At 67.6% G+C, this 14,840-nt stretch carries 16 protein-coding genes and 1 tRNA gene; 7 read left to right on the top strand and 10 right to left on the bottom strand.

The window, feature by feature from the left end; genetic code table 11:
• Positions 1-10: 10 nt before the first annotated feature.
• Together minE and BSE24067_RS10585 are read left to right on the top strand one after the other, a co-directional pair.
• Positions 11-265, top strand: coding sequence for a cell division topological specificity factor MinE (gene minE, locus BSE24067_RS10590; protein ID WP_006486661.1), 255 nt, complete (start codon positions 11-13; stop codon positions 263-265).
• Between the two features lie 160 nt (positions 266-425).
• The gene (locus BSE24067_RS10585) at positions 426-827 is read left to right on the top strand and encodes a YXWGXW repeat-containing protein (RefSeq protein ID WP_151065451.1); all 402 of its coding nucleotides are present in this window, start codon (positions 426-428) and stop codon (positions 825-827) included.
• Between the two features lie 116 nt (positions 828-943).
• On the opposite strand, the gene BSE24067_RS10580 is transcribed toward BSE24067_RS10585, so the two are convergent.
• Positions 944-2,554: a chloride channel protein gene (locus BSE24067_RS10580; RefSeq protein ID WP_151065450.1), complete on the bottom strand. Its 1,611-nt coding sequence runs from the start codon at positions 2,552-2,554 to the stop codon at positions 944-946.
• A gap of 182 nt (positions 2,555-2,736) precedes the next feature.
• On the opposite strand from BSE24067_RS10580, the gene waaC reads away from it, so the two are divergent.
• Positions 2,737-3,735, top strand: coding sequence for a lipopolysaccharide heptosyltransferase I (waaC, locus tag BSE24067_RS10575; RefSeq protein WP_151065449.1), 999 nt, complete (start codon positions 2,737-2,739; stop codon positions 3,733-3,735).
• 45 nt (positions 3,736-3,780) lie between these two features.
• Here waaC and BSE24067_RS10570 read toward each other — a convergent pair whose 3' ends face one another.
• From BSE24067_RS10570 to rph, 9 genes are all read right to left on the bottom strand, one after another.
• A complete protein-coding gene (locus BSE24067_RS10570) occupies positions 3,781-3,960 on the bottom strand; it encodes a hypothetical protein (protein ID WP_151065448.1) in 180 nt (59 codons plus the stop codon).
• A 101-nt stretch (positions 3,961-4,061) separates the two neighbouring features.
• On the bottom strand, positions 4,062-5,372 hold the full coding sequence (locus BSE24067_RS10565; RefSeq protein ID WP_151065447.1) for an MFS transporter: 1,311 nt from the start codon (positions 5,370-5,372) through the stop codon (positions 4,062-4,064).
• A 294-nt stretch (positions 5,373-5,666) separates the two neighbouring features.
• Entirely contained in the window at positions 5,667-6,158 is a 492-nt protein-coding gene (locus BSE24067_RS10560; protein WP_151065446.1) for an energy transducer TonB family protein, read from the bottom strand.
• Positions 6,159-6,376: 218 nt separating this feature from the next.
• A complete protein-coding gene (locus BSE24067_RS10555) occupies positions 6,377-6,670 on the bottom strand; it encodes a hypothetical protein (protein ID WP_151065445.1) in 294 nt (97 codons plus the stop codon).
• A 148-nt stretch (positions 6,671-6,818) separates the two neighbouring features.
• The gene (locus BSE24067_RS10550; protein WP_151065444.1) at positions 6,819-7,220 is read right to left on the bottom strand and encodes a hypothetical protein; all 402 of its coding nucleotides are present in this window, start codon (positions 7,218-7,220) and stop codon (positions 6,819-6,821) included.
• A gap of 153 nt (positions 7,221-7,373) precedes the next feature.
• Positions 7,374-7,461 (bottom strand) — tRNA-Ser (locus BSE24067_RS10545).
• Positions 7,462-7,503: 42 nt separating this feature from the next.
• Positions 7,504-8,718 carry a radical SAM family heme chaperone HemW gene (hemW, locus tag BSE24067_RS10540; protein ID WP_151065443.1) on the bottom strand — a complete coding sequence of 405 codons (1,215 nt, stop codon included), beginning with the start codon at positions 8,716-8,718 and terminating at the stop codon, positions 7,504-7,506.
• Positions 8,719-8,752: 34 nt separating this feature from the next.
• Entirely contained in the window at positions 8,753-9,382 is a 630-nt protein-coding gene (gene rdgB, locus BSE24067_RS10535; protein ID WP_151065442.1) for an RdgB/HAM1 family non-canonical purine NTP pyrophosphatase, read from the bottom strand.
• Positions 9,375-10,115 carry a ribonuclease PH gene (rph, locus tag BSE24067_RS10530; protein WP_151065441.1) on the bottom strand — a complete coding sequence of 247 codons (741 nt, stop codon included), beginning with the start codon at positions 10,113-10,115 and terminating at the stop codon, positions 9,375-9,377. The genes rdgB and rph overlap by 8 nt, the downstream gene beginning before the upstream one ends.
• A 174-nt stretch (positions 10,116-10,289) precedes the next feature.
• Here rph and BSE24067_RS10525 point away from each other — a divergent pair, with 174 nt between their 5' ends.
• From BSE24067_RS10525 to BSE24067_RS10510, 4 genes are all read left to right on the top strand, one after another.
• Positions 10,290-11,213 (top strand): YicC/YloC family endoribonuclease, encoded by a 924-nt coding sequence (locus BSE24067_RS10525; protein ID WP_151065440.1) that lies wholly within the window; start codon positions 10,290-10,292, stop codon positions 11,211-11,213.
• 6 nt (positions 11,214-11,219) lie between these two features.
• Positions 11,220-11,903: a guanylate kinase gene (gene gmk, locus BSE24067_RS10520; protein ID WP_151065439.1), complete on the top strand. Its 684-nt coding sequence runs from the start codon at positions 11,220-11,222 to the stop codon at positions 11,901-11,903.
• Between the two features lie 58 nt (positions 11,904-11,961).
• The gene (gene rpoZ, locus BSE24067_RS10515) at positions 11,962-12,165 is read left to right on the top strand and encodes a DNA-directed RNA polymerase subunit omega (RefSeq protein ID WP_006025620.1); all 204 of its coding nucleotides are present in this window, start codon (positions 11,962-11,964) and stop codon (positions 12,163-12,165) included.
• 63 nt (positions 12,166-12,228) lie between these two features.
• Positions 12,229-14,595 carry a RelA/SpoT family protein gene (locus BSE24067_RS10510; RefSeq protein ID WP_151065438.1) on the top strand — a complete coding sequence of 789 codons (2,367 nt, stop codon included), beginning with the start codon at positions 12,229-12,231 and terminating at the stop codon, positions 14,593-14,595.
• The last annotated feature ends 245 nt before the right edge of the window (positions 14,596-14,840 follow it).

Below are 14,840 nucleotides of genomic sequence, written 5' to 3'. Positions count from 1 at the left end.
GAGGCCGCCCATGTCCATCCTTTCGTTTCTCCTCGGCGAGAAGAAGAAGTCCGCATCGGTCGCGAAGGAGCGTCTGCAGCTCATCATCGCGCACGAGCGGGTCGGCGGCCGTCCGCCGGCCGATTACCTGCCGGCGCTGCAGAAGGAACTCGTCGCAGTCATTTCGAAGTACGTCCATATTTCGAACGACGACATCCGCGTGAGCCTCGAGCGCCAGGACGATCTCGAAGTCCTCGAAGTGAAGATCGAGATTCCGCAAGCCTGACCGTTACCGGTCTCCCCCCGCACGGCGGCGCATGCCGCCGAGCGCGTCTTACGCCCTGTTGCACTTTCGGGCTCGCCGTAACACGGCGTCTGTCGGCCGTTTGCCGTCCTCCCGCATTGAAGTGAATACGTTCGCGTCATTCGTCAATCAGGAGGTTGTGATGGCTGTCTCTACCGTTCAACGCCGTATCGTTTCGCTCGCGCTGCTGGCCGCGGGCCTGTCAGCCATCGTCACGCCGCTCGTCGCGCGGGCGGACGAAATACTCGTCGGCGCACCGGTGCTCGTGCAGTCGGGCCGGATGATCGTCGCCGAGCCGGTGACTGCGCGTGCCGGGGAAATCGTCGTCGTCGCGCCGAATGCGCCGCCGCCCGTGCGCTACGAGGTCGTGCCGGACGCACGCGTCGGCTACGTGTGGGAGCGCGGCCACTGGCACTGGGATCATGGCCGCTACGTGTGGGTCGGCGGCCATTGGGAAGCCGAACGGGTCGGCATGCACTGGGTGCCGGGCCATTGGGATCAGCGCGGCCCGAACTGGTTCTGGACGCGTGGCCACTGGGCGTAACGGAGGCGAACGATGAAGAGAACCGCCATCGCGATCGTGCTCGTCGCGATCACGCTCGCCAGCTGCATCGTCGTGCCGGCGCGGCCCGTCTACTATCGGCCGGCGCCCGTCGTCATCTACTGAGGGTCGCGCGGACCCGTCTGCGCGGGGCCGTTCGCGCCGGCAGCGGACGGGCCGTCGCGATCGCGCGTCGCCGCGGCCGGTGCGGCGCCGTCGGCGGGCGCCGGAACGTCGGACGTGTCAGCGCCTTCTTCGCGCAGCGTGTCGAGCGGATCGGCCGGTGCGGTTGCCGCATCCTGCGGCTCGGTGATGCCGGTGGCCGTTCCCGCTCCCGCAGCCGCATCCGCACCCGGAGCGCCAGCGGATTGCGCCGCATCGGCCGCATGCGGGGCGGCGGTTGGCGCTGCAGTTGGCGGCGGCGCGAGATAACGCTGAGCGAGCGTTTCATACAGCGGCGGCGCGAAGAAGCGTGCGACGCGGCTCGACACCAGCGCGGTCGCCATCAGCGAAATCACCAGCGCATGGCCGTTGATCATCTCCATCACGATCACGAACGACGTGATCGGCGACTGCGTGACCGCCGCGAGGTAGCCGACCATCGCGAGCGCGATCAGCATCGGCAGGCTCATGTCGCCGAACACGACGTGCAGCAGGTTGCCGAACCCGGCGCCGATCGACAGCGATGGCGCGAAGATCCCGCCCGGGATACCCGTCAGGTAAGACGCGACCATCGACACCATCTTCAGGAACGGATAGAGGAACGACAGCTGTTCGTGGCCGTCGAGCAGGCCGCGCGCCTCCGCATAGCCGCTGCCGAACGTCGTGCCGCCCGACACGATCCCGACGACCGCGATCACGAAGCCGCACAGCGCCGCGAACGCGATCGGGCGCTCGCGATACAGGCCGAGCATGCGCGCGGGCAGCCAGCGCCCCGTGTTGAGCAGCAGCCAGCTGAAGAGACCGCCGGCGATTCCGGTGACGATCGCCGTGACCAGCACGGCGACGGCGAGCAGCTTCGGGAAATGCTGGCCGGCGTCGATCGTGCCGAAGTACGTGTAATTGCCGTTCAGCCCGAGCGCGACGACGCCCGCGAGAATGATCGCGGTGATCAGCACGCCGCTCGCGCGCGCGGAGAAGCTGCGGGTCAGTTCCTCGATCGCGAACACGATCCCGGCGAGCGGCGTATTGAACGCGGCCGACAGGCCGGCGGCCGCGCCCGCGAGCACGAGTTGCCGCTCGATCAGCGCGTTCGAGCGCGGATAGAAACGCCGCAGATTGAACATCAGTGCCGCGCCGACCTGCACGGTCGGGCCTTCGCGGCCGATCGTGAAGCCGCCGAGGATCCCCATCAGCGAAATCAGCACCTTGCCGAACAGGATGCGCAGCGTCAGCAGCCGGGCGCCGAACGAAGCGGGGCTCGCATGCAGCGTCGCGATCACCTGCGGGATCCCGCTGCCCTCGGCGCCGCGGAAGAAGCGGCGCGTGAGCCAGGCCGACGCCGCGGCGATCGCCGGCGTCAGCAGCAACGGCAGCCACGCGGCATGCGCGCGCATCGTGCGAAAGGTGTCGTAGCCCCAATCGATCAGCCGCGCATACAGCACGGCCGCGAGGCCCACTGCGATCGCGCCCAGCCAGAATACGCCGTACTGGCGCCAGATTCGCAGCGAGCGGCGCGTGAGGGCGGGAAAGAGTCCGGAAAGCGGGGCGAGAAGAGGGGGGCGTTGCATCGGTGAGCCGGACCGGAAGGCAAAGAACGCATTATAAAAAGAACCGGATACGGTGCGGGGCTCCATCAATTTAGACAAAACGACGCAATTTGTTGCAAATGTAATGTCGGCGTAATGTATGGGCGCGGCGAGCATCGTTAGCATCACCAAATGGCCGGCCATCCCCATTCCCCACAACAAACGTGAAACGTATCCTCATCGTGAAAGTGACGTCGCTCGGCGACGTCGTCCAGACGCTGCCTGTCGTCGCGGATCTCCATCGCGCTTTCCCGGGCGTGGCGGTCGATTGGGCCGTCGACGAGTCGTGCGCCGAGGTCGTGCGCTGGCACCCCGGCGTGAGCAACGTGCTCTGCGCGCCGCTGCGCCGGTTCAAGAAGCTCCGCAACGGCGGCGACCTGAAGGCGATCTCGGCGTCGATCGGCGCGCTGCGCGCGCACCGCTACGACGCGGTGATCGACCTGCACGGCGTCTACAAGAGCGCGATCATCTCGGCGCTTGCGCGCGCCGCGCGCCGGTACGGCTATCGGACGGCGGATCTCGGCGAGACGGGCGCGCGCTTCGCGTATTCGCATCGGTTCGGCCCGCGGCCGGACTGCGACGCGTGGCACGGCATGCGCGTGAGCGCCGGCGAGGCGCTCGGCTATGTCCCGGAAGGCGTCGCCGACTATGGCGTCGTCGCGCCGCAGGATGCGAACCTGCCGGCCGCCGTGACCGACGGCGCGCCGTTCATGCTGCTGTTTCACGCGACGTCGAATCCGGACAAGCAATGGCCGGCCGACCGCTGGGCCGCGCTGGCCGCGGAGATGATGGCGCGCGGCGTGCGCGTGCTGCTGCCGTGGGGATCGGCGGCCGAACATGACGATGCGCGGGACATTGCCGCGCGCGCGCCCGGCGCGGTCGTGCTGCCGGCGATGTCGGTGCGGGAACTGGGCGCGGCGATCGGCCGGGCCGCGCTCGTGGTAGGGGTCGATACGGGATTCGTGCACATGGCGCATGCACTGAAGCGTCCGACCGTGATGATTTTCGTCGCGACGTCGCGTCACCATTGCGGGATCGGCGGCGCACCGAACGCGTTGTCGATCGGCGAGCCCGGTGCGCCGCCGTCGGTGGCGCAGGCCCTCGATGCAGTCGATGCCGTCTGCCCGGCCCATCGGTCGTTGCGCGCGCGATTGACGGCCTAGCGTCCGTTATCGGCGCGAACCGGCTCGCAACGTGACGTCGCCGGTTCAGGCGAGCAGCGCCTCGACCGTGATCACGGCCGCGATGGCCGCCAGATTGGCCAGCAATGCCTCGAACAGCAAACCGCGCCAGGTTTTCGGGCGGAAGCGCGCCGCGAGCAGCAGCGCGCCGCCCAGCGCGAGTGCCAGGATCAGGACGAGGTCGGCGTTGTTGAGGTGAACGTTCATCGCGGCGGCTCCTTCGGGGGGATCCCGGGCGCGTGTGGCGGCGCCCCGGGATCGAGTATAGGCCGCGCCGTCCGCCGCACAACCCGGAGCGCCCCCGAGGTTCAGACGAGCGATGCGTCGCGGGTTTCGCGCATCAGCAGCACGCCGATCAGGCTGATCGCCGCCGCGACCGACACGTAGCCGCCGACCCACGACAGGCCGCCACGTGCGGCCAGCAATTGCGCGATGTACGGCGCGATCGATGCGCCGAGAATCCCGCCGAGGTTGTACGCGACGCCCGCGCCCGTATAGCGGACGTTGGTCGGGAACAGTTCGGGCAGCAGCGCACCCATCGGCGCGAACGTCACGCCCATCAGGAACAGCTCGATCGTCAGGAACAGTGCGACGAGCGGCATCGAGCCGCTGCCGAGCAGCGGTTCCATCGCGAAGCCGGACAGCAGCGCGGCGATCGCGCCGGCGATGAGCACCGGCTTGCGGCCGAAGCGATCCGACGCCCACGCCGACAGCGGTGTCGCGAGTCCCATGAACACCACGGCGAAGCACAGCAGCCCGAGGAAGCTCTGACGCGGAATGTGCAGCGCCGACACGCCGTACGACAGCGAGAACACGGTCGAGATATAGAACAGCGTGTAGCAGACCACCATCGCGAGCGCGCCGAGCAGCGTCGGGTGCCAGTGTCGCGACACGAGCGTCGCGACCGGCACGCGCACGCGCTCGTTGCGCTCGAGCGCGGCCTGGAACGCCGGCGTTTCGGTGATCTTCAGCCGCACGTACAGGCCGAGCGCGACGAGTACCGCGCTGACGAGGAACGGGATGCGCCAGCCCCAACTGCGGAACTGTTCGTCGGACAGCGACAGCGCGAGCGCGAAGAACAGGCCGTTCGACATCAGGAAGCCGACCGATGGGCCGAGCTGCGGGAACATCCCGAACCAGCCGCGCTTGCCTTGCGGCGCATGCTCGGTCGCGAGCAGCGCCGCGCCGCCCCATTCGCCGCCGAGACCGATTCCCTGGCCGAAGCGCAGCACGCACAGCAGCACCGGTGCGAGCGCGCCGATCGCGTCATAGCCGGGTACGAAGCCGATCGCGGTGGTCGAGATGCCCATCACGAGCAGCGACGCGACGAGCGTCGATTTGCGGCCGATGCGGTCGCCGAAGTGGCCGAACAGGAACGAACCGATCGGCCGCGCGATGAACGCGATGCCGAACGTGACGAACGCGGACAGCGCCTGCGCGGTCGCGGAGCCGTGCGGGAAGAACACGGGGCCGATGACGAGCGCGGCGGCGGTCGCGTACACGTAGAAGTCGTAGAACTCGATCGCGGTGCCGATGAAGCTCGCGAACACGATGCGCCGATGGCTGACGGCGGCGGCCGAACCGGTTGCATGCGCAACGGCCGGGGGAGATGCGGACATGGATGTCTCCGTTTTGTCGTTGGGGCGATCGGCCGGGCGTACGGTCGGGCAGGCACGAACGCCTGCCGCGCGCAGCCGGGCGGATGATGCGGTGGCGGCGTGGACGCGCGCCGTGGCGCGCACGTCACCCGCCGGTCGACGATGGAGACGGATAGGTCGCCGCCGCCCGGTGCCGGCGTGGTCGGCTCGCATGCCGGGTGCGGCGCGCGAGCGCGCGCGGGAGGGTGGCCGCGCGATTGCGGAAAATTATAGCCAGCGCCGCGACATAGCGGCAATCGCGGCGCGGCGCGCGGATCAGTCGATCGACTGGGCCTGCGCGGACGCGGTGCTCTGCAACTGGAAGCGGCCGTCGTCATTGAACAGCCAGCCTTCCATCATCTCGATCCGGCCGTCCCCGTCCAGCAGCTTCGACGGCGGCGCCGGCAGCGGCGCCGAGCGGCGCAGCGACGCGAGCGCGAGCGCTTCGGCTTCGCTGTCGCCGTTGCTGCGATAGACGGATGCGTTGACGAGGCGGCCGCCGCGGTCGACCGTGAACGCGACGACGACCAGCGAGCGCAGCATCGCCTGCGGTGTGCCGCGCGATACGCCGGCCGGATTGTGCTCGGCGACGCATCGCGCGACTTCCACGCGGTACTGGTTGAGATTCGCGCCGCGCGTGATCGACGGGATCGTCACCACCGAGTGCACCGAAGGCGGCGGCGTGATCGTGCAGGCGGCAAGCAACAAGGCGGCGACCAGCGCGGCAACGCGCGGCCGGTCGGCGCCCGGGCGGGGTAGAGGGAGCATGGCAGGCAAGCCGGGAGTGACTATAAAAAAATGATAGGTGGCCCGGCCCGACGCGTTATTGGGAGAAACGCATAATGCGCGGCGCGCGACGGCGCGAGCGCGAATGACCGCCCGGCCGCGCGGCCGGCGGTGTCGTGATGGGGCGTGACTTGCGACGATGCGCGCGCAATGCGCATGCCCGCTCGCCGAGACGGCGATGGCGGCGCAGCCGCGGCCGCTCAGTAGCCGTGCGTCACGAGCGACAGAACGGACAGGTCCGGATGTGTCCCGTCGATGATGCTTTTGCCGATGTGGACGGCTTCACGAACCGCATCGTCGGCGCTCGCGTAGCTCTCGTCGCCGTCCGCGTGGAACGGCACCGCGTGACCGGGAAGCGCGGGATTCACGCCCGGATGGCATACGTAGCCGGTGTACGTATAACGGGCGTCGCTGCCGGGAACGAGGCCCGGTACGACATGGATCTCGAAGCCTTCGTAATCGACGTGATCGGTCGCTGTCGACAGTTCGGTCATGGCGGTCTCCGTGCGCCGCACGCGCGGATGGCGCGGGCGGCATCGAGCTGCGGCGGCGGTCGTGTCGCCGTGCTGATCGAATTCTAGGCGATGGCGGGCCGGCCCGTGAGGCTCGCGCGCCGCAACGCCGGCCGCATCGTGCCGCGCGTTACCGCGTGCAGCGTGCGTCCTTGCGCTGCACGACCAGGATCACCGGATATTTCTCGCCGTGCTCGAATTCGACCGGCGCGACGACCGTCAGCGTCGCCGGGTCCGAATCGTCGTACACGCTGACCTGCTCGTTGCGGATGTAGGTCACGCCGGTGCAGTTCGATGCGCGGCCGTCGTCCGACACCTTGCACTGGAGTTCGTTTTCCTTCAGGTAGTTGTACGGCGTCGGGCTCGCGAGATATTCGCGCAGCCCGCGCGGCGAGCCGCCGACGCCTTTCACGTACGCGATCGCGCACGACGGCGTCGACGCGTCGGCCGCGGACGCGGAATCGGCGGCCGCTGCGTGCGTGCCGGCAGCGGCCAGCAGCGCGGCGAGCGACGAGGCGATGAAAGGCTTCATGACGTGGTTTCCCGTTTCGCGATTCGGAGCGCCGGATTGTAACGGTATCGGCCGGGATGCGTCGGCCCGTCGGGCGCGCGATGCGGGCGGAACATGCCGCGCACAAACAAAAACCCCGTCATTCGATGAATGGACGGGGTTTGGCGAACTGCGTGGCGGAAGCGGTGAGATTCGAACTCACGGACAGTTTCCCGTCGCTGGTTTTCAAGACCAGTGCCTTAAACCGCTCGGCCACGCTTCCACACGAGGCGGCATTGTAACCGAAATGCCGCGTCGTTCCGCGTCAATCGTCGCGCAGGAACAATTCCTGCAAGTCGTTGAGGAAACGCTGGCCGAGCGGCGTCGGCGCGATCTGCGCGAAATCGCGCGTGATCAGCCCGCGCCGCTCCGCTTCCTGCAGCGCCGGCTCGATCGTGCTGATCGGCAGGCCGGTGCGTTCGACGAAGCTGTGCACGGGGAAGCCGTCGACGAGCCGCAGCGTGTTCAGCATGAACTCGAACGGCAGGTCGCGCGCGCCCACTTCGCGTTCCTCCTGCACCGGCGTGCCGGCGAGTGCCTGCTCGATGAAGGTCGCCGGATGCTTGTAGCGCGCCTGCCGCAGGATCCGGTTCGGGAACGACAGCTTCGTGTGTGCGCCCGCACCGATCCCGAGATAATCGCCGAAGCGCCAGTAGTTCAGGTTGTGCTTGCACTGACGATTCGGCTTCGCGTACGCGGACACCTCGTACCGCCCGTAGCCGGCCTCGGTCGTGCGTTCGTGGATCCATTCCTGCATATCGGCCGACGCGTCGTCGTCCGGCACCGCCGGCGGAAACTTCGCGAACAGCGTGTTCGGCTCGAGCGTCAGGTGATACAGCGACAGATGCGGCGGCGCGTACGACAGCGCGGTCTCGATGTCGGTCCTGCATTCGTCGAGCGTCTGATTCGGCAGCGCGAACATCAGGTCGAGGTTGAAGTTGTCGAACGTCTTCGCGGCGATCTCGACTGCCGCGCGCGCCTGCGCGGTGTCGTGAATACGGCCGAGCGCTTTCAAATGCGCTTCGTTGAAGCTCTGGATGCCGACCGACAGGCGGTTCACGCCGCTCGCGCGAAACTGCGCGAACTTCGCGGCCTCGAACGTGCCGGGATTCGCCTCGAGCGTGATCTCCGCGTCGGCGTCGAGCGGCAGCAATGCGCGCACGTCGGACAGCAGGCGATCGAGACCGGCGGCCGACAGCAGGCTCGGCGTGCCGCCGCCGATGAACACCGTATGCACCTGCCGGCCCCACACGAGTGGCAGCGCCCGTTCGAGATCGGCACGCAGCGCATCGAGATACTCGGTCTCGGGGAACCGTTCGCCTTTCCATTCGTGCGAATTGAAATCGCAGTACGGGCACTTGCGCACGCACCACGGAAAATGCACGTACAGCGCAAGCGGCGGCAGGGACGTGAGCCGCACCTGCCCGGGCGACGTGAACGTCGCGACGACGCGTGCGCCGGTTTCCGCGGCCTGGCTCATGCGGCCTCCGGCTGCAAATGCGTGACGAAAACGATCATGCGGGTTCCTCTGCGAGCCGCGCGAGCAGCGCCTTCAGCGCGAGCGCGCGGTGGCTGTGCGTGTTCTTGACGGCCGGCTCGAGCTCGGCTGCCGTCGCGCCGAGCGACGGCAGGTAAAAATACGGGTCGTAGCCGAATCCATGCGCGCCGCGGGGCGTATCGACGATCTCGCCGGCCCAGCGGCCCTCGGCGAACAGCGGTTCGGGATCGTCCGCGTGGCGCACGAGCGCGAGCACGCAGCAATAGTATGCGCGCCGGTCGTCGACGCCGCGCAGCTGTTCGACGAGGTACGCATTGTTCGCCGCATCGCCCTTGTCGCGGCCCGCGCGCTGCGCGTAGCGCGCCGAATAGACGCCCGGCGCGCCGCGCAGCGCGCGCACGCACAGGCCCGAATCGTCGGCGATCGCCGGCAGCCCGGTGAGCCGCGATGCGTGCCGCGCTTTCGTCAGCGCATTCTCGATGAACGTGCCGAACGGCTCTTCCGCCTCGGGCACGGCCAGGTCGCCCTGCGGCACGATCTCGATGCCGACCGTGGAAAACAGCGCGGTGAATTCGCGCAGCTTGCCGGCGTTGTTCGACGCGAGCACGATGCGCGACAGCGGGGCGGCGGTGCGATCGTCAGACATGGCCGGCGCCCAGCACGTCCTTCTGCAGCTGCACGAGCTGGCCGATCCCGCTTTGCGCGAGATCGAGCAGCGCGTTCATCTCGGCGCGCGTGAACGGCACGCCTTCGGCGGTGCCCTGGACTTCGACGAAGCCGCCGGCACCCGTCATCACGACGTTCATGTCGGTGTCGCACTGCGAGTCTTCCGCGTAGTCGAGGTCGAGCACCGGTGCGCCTGCGTACACGCCGACCGAGATCGCGGCGACATGGTCGGTGATCGGCGAGCGCGCGAGCTTGCCGGCCGCGATCAGCTTCGACACGGCGTCGTGCGCGGCGACGAACGCGCCGGTGATGCTCGCCGTGCGCGTGCCGCCGTCGGCCTGGATCACGTCGCAGTCGATGTGGATCGTGCGCGGGCCGAGCGCTTCGAGGTCGAATACCGCGCGCAACGCGCGGCCGATCAGGCGCTGAATTTCTTGCGTGCGGCCCGTCTGCTTGCCGCGCGCGGCTTCGCGGTCGCTGCGCGTGTGGGTGGCGCGCGGCAGCATTCCGTATTCGGCCGTCAGCCAGCCCTGGCCGCGCTCGCGCAGGAACTCGGGCACGCGTTCGGCGACGCTGGCGGTGCAGATCACCTTGGTGTCGCCGAATTCGACGAGCACCGAGCCTTCGGCGTGTTTCGTGTAATGGCGCGTGAGCGCGACCTTGCGCAGTTCGTCGGCGCGGCGGCCGCTCGGGCGGGACAGGGAAGACGTCATGGGGGAATCGTGGACGGAAGAGGAAACCCCGATTTTAGCGCCGAACGGCATGCGCGCCCGGCGGGGTGGGGCGCAAAAATGGGATAATGCGCGCTTCCCGCCCCGCGCCTTGCAATGCGCCGGGCGCCTCGACATATTCCGCCCGGCAAGGGCACCCAGACGGCGAGACGAACCATGATCTACAGCATGACGGGCTATGCGAGCGCGACGCGCGAACTCGCGACGGCAGCCGGCAACGGCGGCACCAGCGTGTCGGTCGAACTGCGCACCGTGAACTCGCGCTTCCTCGACCTGAATTTCCGCATGCCGGACGACGTGCGCGCGTGCGAGCCGGCGTTGCGCGAGATGCTGATGAACAAGCTGTCGCGCGGCAAGGTCGACGTGCGCATCAACCTGCAGCGCGGCGAGCAGAGCATCGGCGCGGGCGCGCTGAACCACACGGCGCTTGGCCAGCTCGCCGAACTCGAGCGCTCGGTGCTCGACGCGTTCCCGGGCGTCGGCCGCCTGCGCGCGGGCGAGATCCTGCGCTGGCCCGGCGTGCTCGCCGAGAGTGGCGTGTCGGCCGAAGCGATCCGCGATGCGGTGCTCGCGTGCGGCAAGGAAGCGATCGGCGAGCTCGTCGTCGTGCGTTCGCGCGAAGGTGCGCAACTCGCGACGATGCTGCTCGCGAACGTCACCGAAATGGAGGCGATCGTCGCGCGCATCACGCCGCTCGTGCCGGAGCTGATCGCGAAGCACCAGCAGAAGATCGTCGAGCGGCTGCAGGAAGCGCTCGGCCTCGCGGCCCCGGAAGGCGGCTCGACCGTCGTCACGCGCGAGGAAGCCGCGGAGCGCATTCGTCAGGAAGTGACGATGTACGGGATCCGGATCGACATCGCGGAAGAGCTGTCGCGGCTCACCGCGCACCTGAACGAAACGCGTCACGTGATCGAGAAGGGCGGCCGCGTCGGCAAGCGTCTCGACTTCATGATGCAGGAACTGAATCGCGAAGCGAACACGCTCGGATCGAAGGCGGCGGCGAAGGAACTCGCCGACGCGTCGATGGCGCTGAAGCTGCTGATCGAGCAGATGCGCGAGCAAGTGCAAAACCTGGAGTAAAGCAACATGACCGACCCCCACCGCGACGGCCACGCGTCGCATGCGCTGCACGGCGGCGTCTATCCCGGCAACCTGTTCATGGTCATCGCGCCGTCGGGCGCCGGCAAGTCGACGCTCGTGAACGCGCTGCTGTCGAAGGACAGCGACATCCGCCTGTCGATCTCGTACACGACGCGCAAGCCGCGCCCGGGCGAGCAGGATGGCCAGCACTATCACTTCACGACCGTCGACGACTTCCGCGCGCGTCACGCCGCGCACGAATTCCTCGAGAGCGCGGAAGTGCACGGCAACTACTACGGCACGTCGCGCGTCTGGATCGAAGAGCAGATGGCGAGCGGCCACGACGTGCTGCTCGAGATCGACTGGCAGGGCGCGCAGCAGGTGAAGAAGCAGTTCCGCAACGCGGTCGGCATCTTCATCCTGCCGCCGTCGCTCGACGCGCTCGAGGAGCGTCTGAAGAAGCGCGGCCAGGACGAGCCGAACGTGATCACGCGGCGCCTGCTCGCCGCCGGCAGCGAGATGGCGCATGCGTCCGAAGCCGAATACGTCGTGATCAACGAGAATTTCGATCGTGCGCTGGCCGAGCTCGAATGCATCGTCGCGGCGACGCGCCTGCGCTTTGCTTCGCAGTACGCGCGACACGCGGAGCTGTTCATCGAGCTCGGCATCCATCTGCCCCACGCGGAATGACGCGAGGGCAGAGGGACATAAGGTAGAATAAGGACTATATTCAGAAGGAATTTCCAACATGGCTCGCATTACCGTCGAAGACTGCCTGAAGCAAATCCCCAACCGCTTCGAACTGGCGCTCGCCGCCACCTACCGCGCGCGGCAGCTCGCGCAAGGCCATACGCCGAAGATCGAGAGCCGCGACAAGCCGACCGTCGTCGCGCTGCGCGAGATCGCTGCCGGTCAGGTCGGCGTCGAGATGCTGAAGAAGGTGCCGGTGTAACGCGCATCCGGCCCATTCCAGCCATGTAGTCCCCGCGCGCAACGACTCGACCTGGAGGCGAATATGAGCACCACCCCATCGTCCGCCTCCGCGGATTCGACCACCGAAGCTACGGCCCAGTCGCCTGCGCGCCAGTATATCGACGCGGTCCTCGAACAGTCCTTCCGGCATCTGTTCGGGCCGACCGCCACGCCGGAGCAGCCGCGCAAGCACGGCGTCGTTTCGATCGCGAAACTGACGGCCGCGCTTGCCGAGTATCTCCCTCCGGATGAAATCAAAGAGGTCAAGGCGGCGTTCCACTTCAGCGACGAAGCCCACCTCGGTCAATATCGCCAGAGCGGCGAACCCTATATCACGCATCCCGTCGCCGTCGCGGAGATCTGCGCCGGCTGGAAGCTCGACGCGCAAGCCGTGATGGCGGCGCTGCTGCACGACGTGATGGAAGACCAGGGCGTGACCAAGAGCGAGCTGGCCGAACGGTTCGGCCCGAAGGTCGCCGAACTGGTCGACGGGCTGTCGAAGCTCGACAAGATGGAATTCCGCAGCCGCGAGGAAGCGCAGGCGGAAAACTTCCGCAAGATGCTGCTCGCGATGGCGCGCGACGTGCGCGTGATCCTCGTGAAGCTCGCCGACCGTCTGCACAACATGCGCACGCTCGGCGCGGTGCCGATGGAAAAGCGCCGCCGCGTCGCCCGCGAAACGCTCGACATCTACGCGCCGATCGCGCACCGCCTCGGGTTGAACAACACGTATCGCGAGCTGCAGGACATGAGCTTCGCGAATTTCAACCCGCATCGTTACGCGACGCTCGAGAAGGCCGTGAAGGCCGCGCGCGGCAACCGCCGCGAAGTGATCGGCAAGATCCTCGAGGCCGCGCAGCGCGCGATGTCCGACGCGAAGATCGACGCCGAGATCACCGGCCGCGAAAAGACGATCTACAGCATCTACCGGAAGATGCGCGACAAGCAGCTGTCGTTCTCGCAGGTGCTCGACGTGTACGGCTTTCGCGTCGTCGTCGACAGCCCGCTCGACTGCTACACGTGCATCGGCGCGCTGCACGCGCTGTACAAGCCCGTGCCCGGCAAGTTCAAGGACTACATCGCGATCCCGAAGATCAACGGCTATCAGTCGCTGCACACGACGCTCGTCGGCCCGTTCGGCGCGCCGATCGAATTCCAGGTGCGCACGCGCAAGATGCACGAGATCGCCGAGGCCGGCGTGGCCGCGCACTGGCTGTACAAGAACGGCGGCGCCGACCTGAACGACGTGCAGAAGCGCGCGCACCAGTGGCTGAAGTCGCTGCTCGACATCCAGAGCGAAGCCGGCGATTCGAGCGAATTCCTCGAGCACGTGAAGATCGACCTGTTCCCTGATGCGGTCTACGTGTTCACGCCGAAGTCGAAGATCATGGCGCTGCCGCGCGGCGCGACGGCGCTCGATTTCGCGTATTCGATCCATAGCGATCTCGGCAATCAGTGCGTGGCCGTGAAGATCAACAACGAACTGCTGCCGCTGCGCACCGAGCTGAAGAGCGGCGACATCGTCGAGGTGATCACCGCGCCGTATTCGAAGCCGAACCCCGCGTGGCTCGGTTTCGTGCGCACCGGCAAGGCGCGCTCGGCGATTCGTCACTACCTGAAGACGATGCGCCTGAACGAGTCGGTGCAGCTCGGCGAGCGGCTCGTCGACCAGAGCCTGAAGGCGTACGGGCTCGCGCTGGCCGACGTTGGCCCGGAAGTATGGGAAAAGCTCGTGCAGTGGACGGGCAACAAGAGCCGCCAGGAAATCTTCGCGGACATCGGCCTTGGCCGCCGCGTCGCCGCGGTGATGGCCAAGCGCATCGAGGTGCTGATGAGCGGCCGCGACGCGGACGACGATCTGCCGAAGTCCGAGCGCCATCCCGTGCACAACGCGCCGCCGGTCGTCATTACCGGCACCGAAGGGATGTCGGTGCAGCTGTCCGCGTGCTGCCGGCCGATTCCCGGCGACGCGATCATGGGCTACATCGGCATCGGCCTCGGGATGGCGATTCATACGACCGATTGCCGTGTCGCGCAGCGCATCCATCGCCGCGACCCGGGCCGCTGGATCGACGTCGAATGGGCGCCGCAGCCGGGCCGTCTGTTCGACGTCGCGGTGAAGGCGCTCGTGAAGAACACGAAGGGCATCTTCGCGCGCGTCGCGGCGGACATCACGTCGGCGGACGCGAACATCGTCCACATCGCGATGGACGAGGATCTGACGCACGAATCGACGGTGCTGCGCTTCGTGATCCAGGTCAGCGATCGCGTGCATCTTGCGAACGTGATGCGGCGCGTGCGGACCAACCCGGACGTGATGCGGATCATGCGCGAGCGTTCGACCGACGACAGCGTGCATGCGCGTCACGACGGCGGCATGCGCATCGAGCGCGAGCGGCAGGATTACTGACGCCGCGCATGGCGTTGCGGCGGGATACGACGGCGGCCACCGGCCGCCGTTTTTCGTTTGCGAGGCGGACGCGGTGCACACACGCCGTGACGACCGTGACCCACGTGCGGGCAAAAGAAAAGAGGGGGGCGGAAAAGAAAAAGGGCCTTCCCGGAGGAAGGCCCTTTGAGGTGGCGCGGCTGGCAGGATTCGAACCCACGACCCCTTGGTTCGTAGCCAAGTACTCTATCCAACTGAGCTACAGC

This window comes from Burkholderia latens, assembly GCF_902499045.1.
Classification (GTDB): domain Bacteria; phylum Pseudomonadota; class Gammaproteobacteria; order Burkholderiales; family Burkholderiaceae; genus Burkholderia; species Burkholderia latens.
Note: the sequence above shows the minus strand (reverse complement) of the source record. Positions and strands in the feature narration are given on the sequence as shown.

Excerpts from the sequence above, each read along its gene's own strand:
- rpoZ (WP_006025620.1), top strand. The coding sequence starts at position 11,962 with ATGGCTCGCATTACCGTCGAAGACTGCCTGAAGCAAATCCCCAACCGC.
- rph (WP_151065441.1), bottom strand. The coding sequence starts at position 10,115 with ATGACGTCTTCCCTGTCCCGCCCGAGCGGCCGCCGCGCCGACGAACTG.
- BSE24067_RS10510 (WP_151065438.1), top strand. The coding sequence starts at position 12,229 with ATGAGCACCACCCCATCGTCCGCCTCCGCGGATTCGACCACCGAAGCT.
- hemW (WP_151065443.1), bottom strand. The coding sequence starts at position 8,718 with ATGAGCCAGGCCGCGGAAACCGGCGCACGCGTCGTCGCGACGTTCACG.
- BSE24067_RS10580 (WP_151065450.1), bottom strand. The coding sequence starts at position 2,554 with ATGCAACGCCCCCCTCTTCTCGCCCCGCTTTCCGGACTCTTTCCCGCC.
- rdgB (WP_151065442.1), bottom strand. The coding sequence starts at position 9,382 with ATGTCTGACGATCGCACCGCCGCCCCGCTGTCGCGCATCGTGCTCGCG.
- BSE24067_RS10560 (WP_151065446.1), bottom strand. The coding sequence starts at position 6,158 with ATGCTCCCTCTACCCCGCCCGGGCGCCGACCGGCCGCGCGTTGCCGCG.
- gmk (WP_151065439.1), top strand. The coding sequence starts at position 11,220 with ATGACCGACCCCCACCGCGACGGCCACGCGTCGCATGCGCTGCACGGC.
- BSE24067_RS10525 (WP_151065440.1), top strand. The coding sequence starts at position 10,290 with ATGATCTACAGCATGACGGGCTATGCGAGCGCGACGCGCGAACTCGCG.
- BSE24067_RS10570 (WP_151065448.1), bottom strand. The coding sequence starts at position 3,960 with ATGAACGTTCACCTCAACAACGCCGACCTCGTCCTGATCCTGGCACTC.
- BSE24067_RS10555 (WP_151065445.1), bottom strand. The coding sequence starts at position 6,670 with ATGACCGAACTGTCGACAGCGACCGATCACGTCGATTACGAAGGCTTC.
- BSE24067_RS10565 (WP_151065447.1), bottom strand. The coding sequence starts at position 5,372 with ATGTCCGCATCTCCCCCGGCCGTTGCGCATGCAACCGGTTCGGCCGCC.
- BSE24067_RS10550 (WP_151065444.1), bottom strand. The coding sequence starts at position 7,220 with ATGAAGCCTTTCATCGCCTCGTCGCTCGCCGCGCTGCTGGCCGCTGCC.
- minE (WP_006486661.1), top strand. The coding sequence starts at position 11 with ATGTCCATCCTTTCGTTTCTCCTCGGCGAGAAGAAGAAGTCCGCATCG.
- BSE24067_RS10585 (WP_151065451.1), top strand. The coding sequence starts at position 426 with ATGGCTGTCTCTACCGTTCAACGCCGTATCGTTTCGCTCGCGCTGCTG.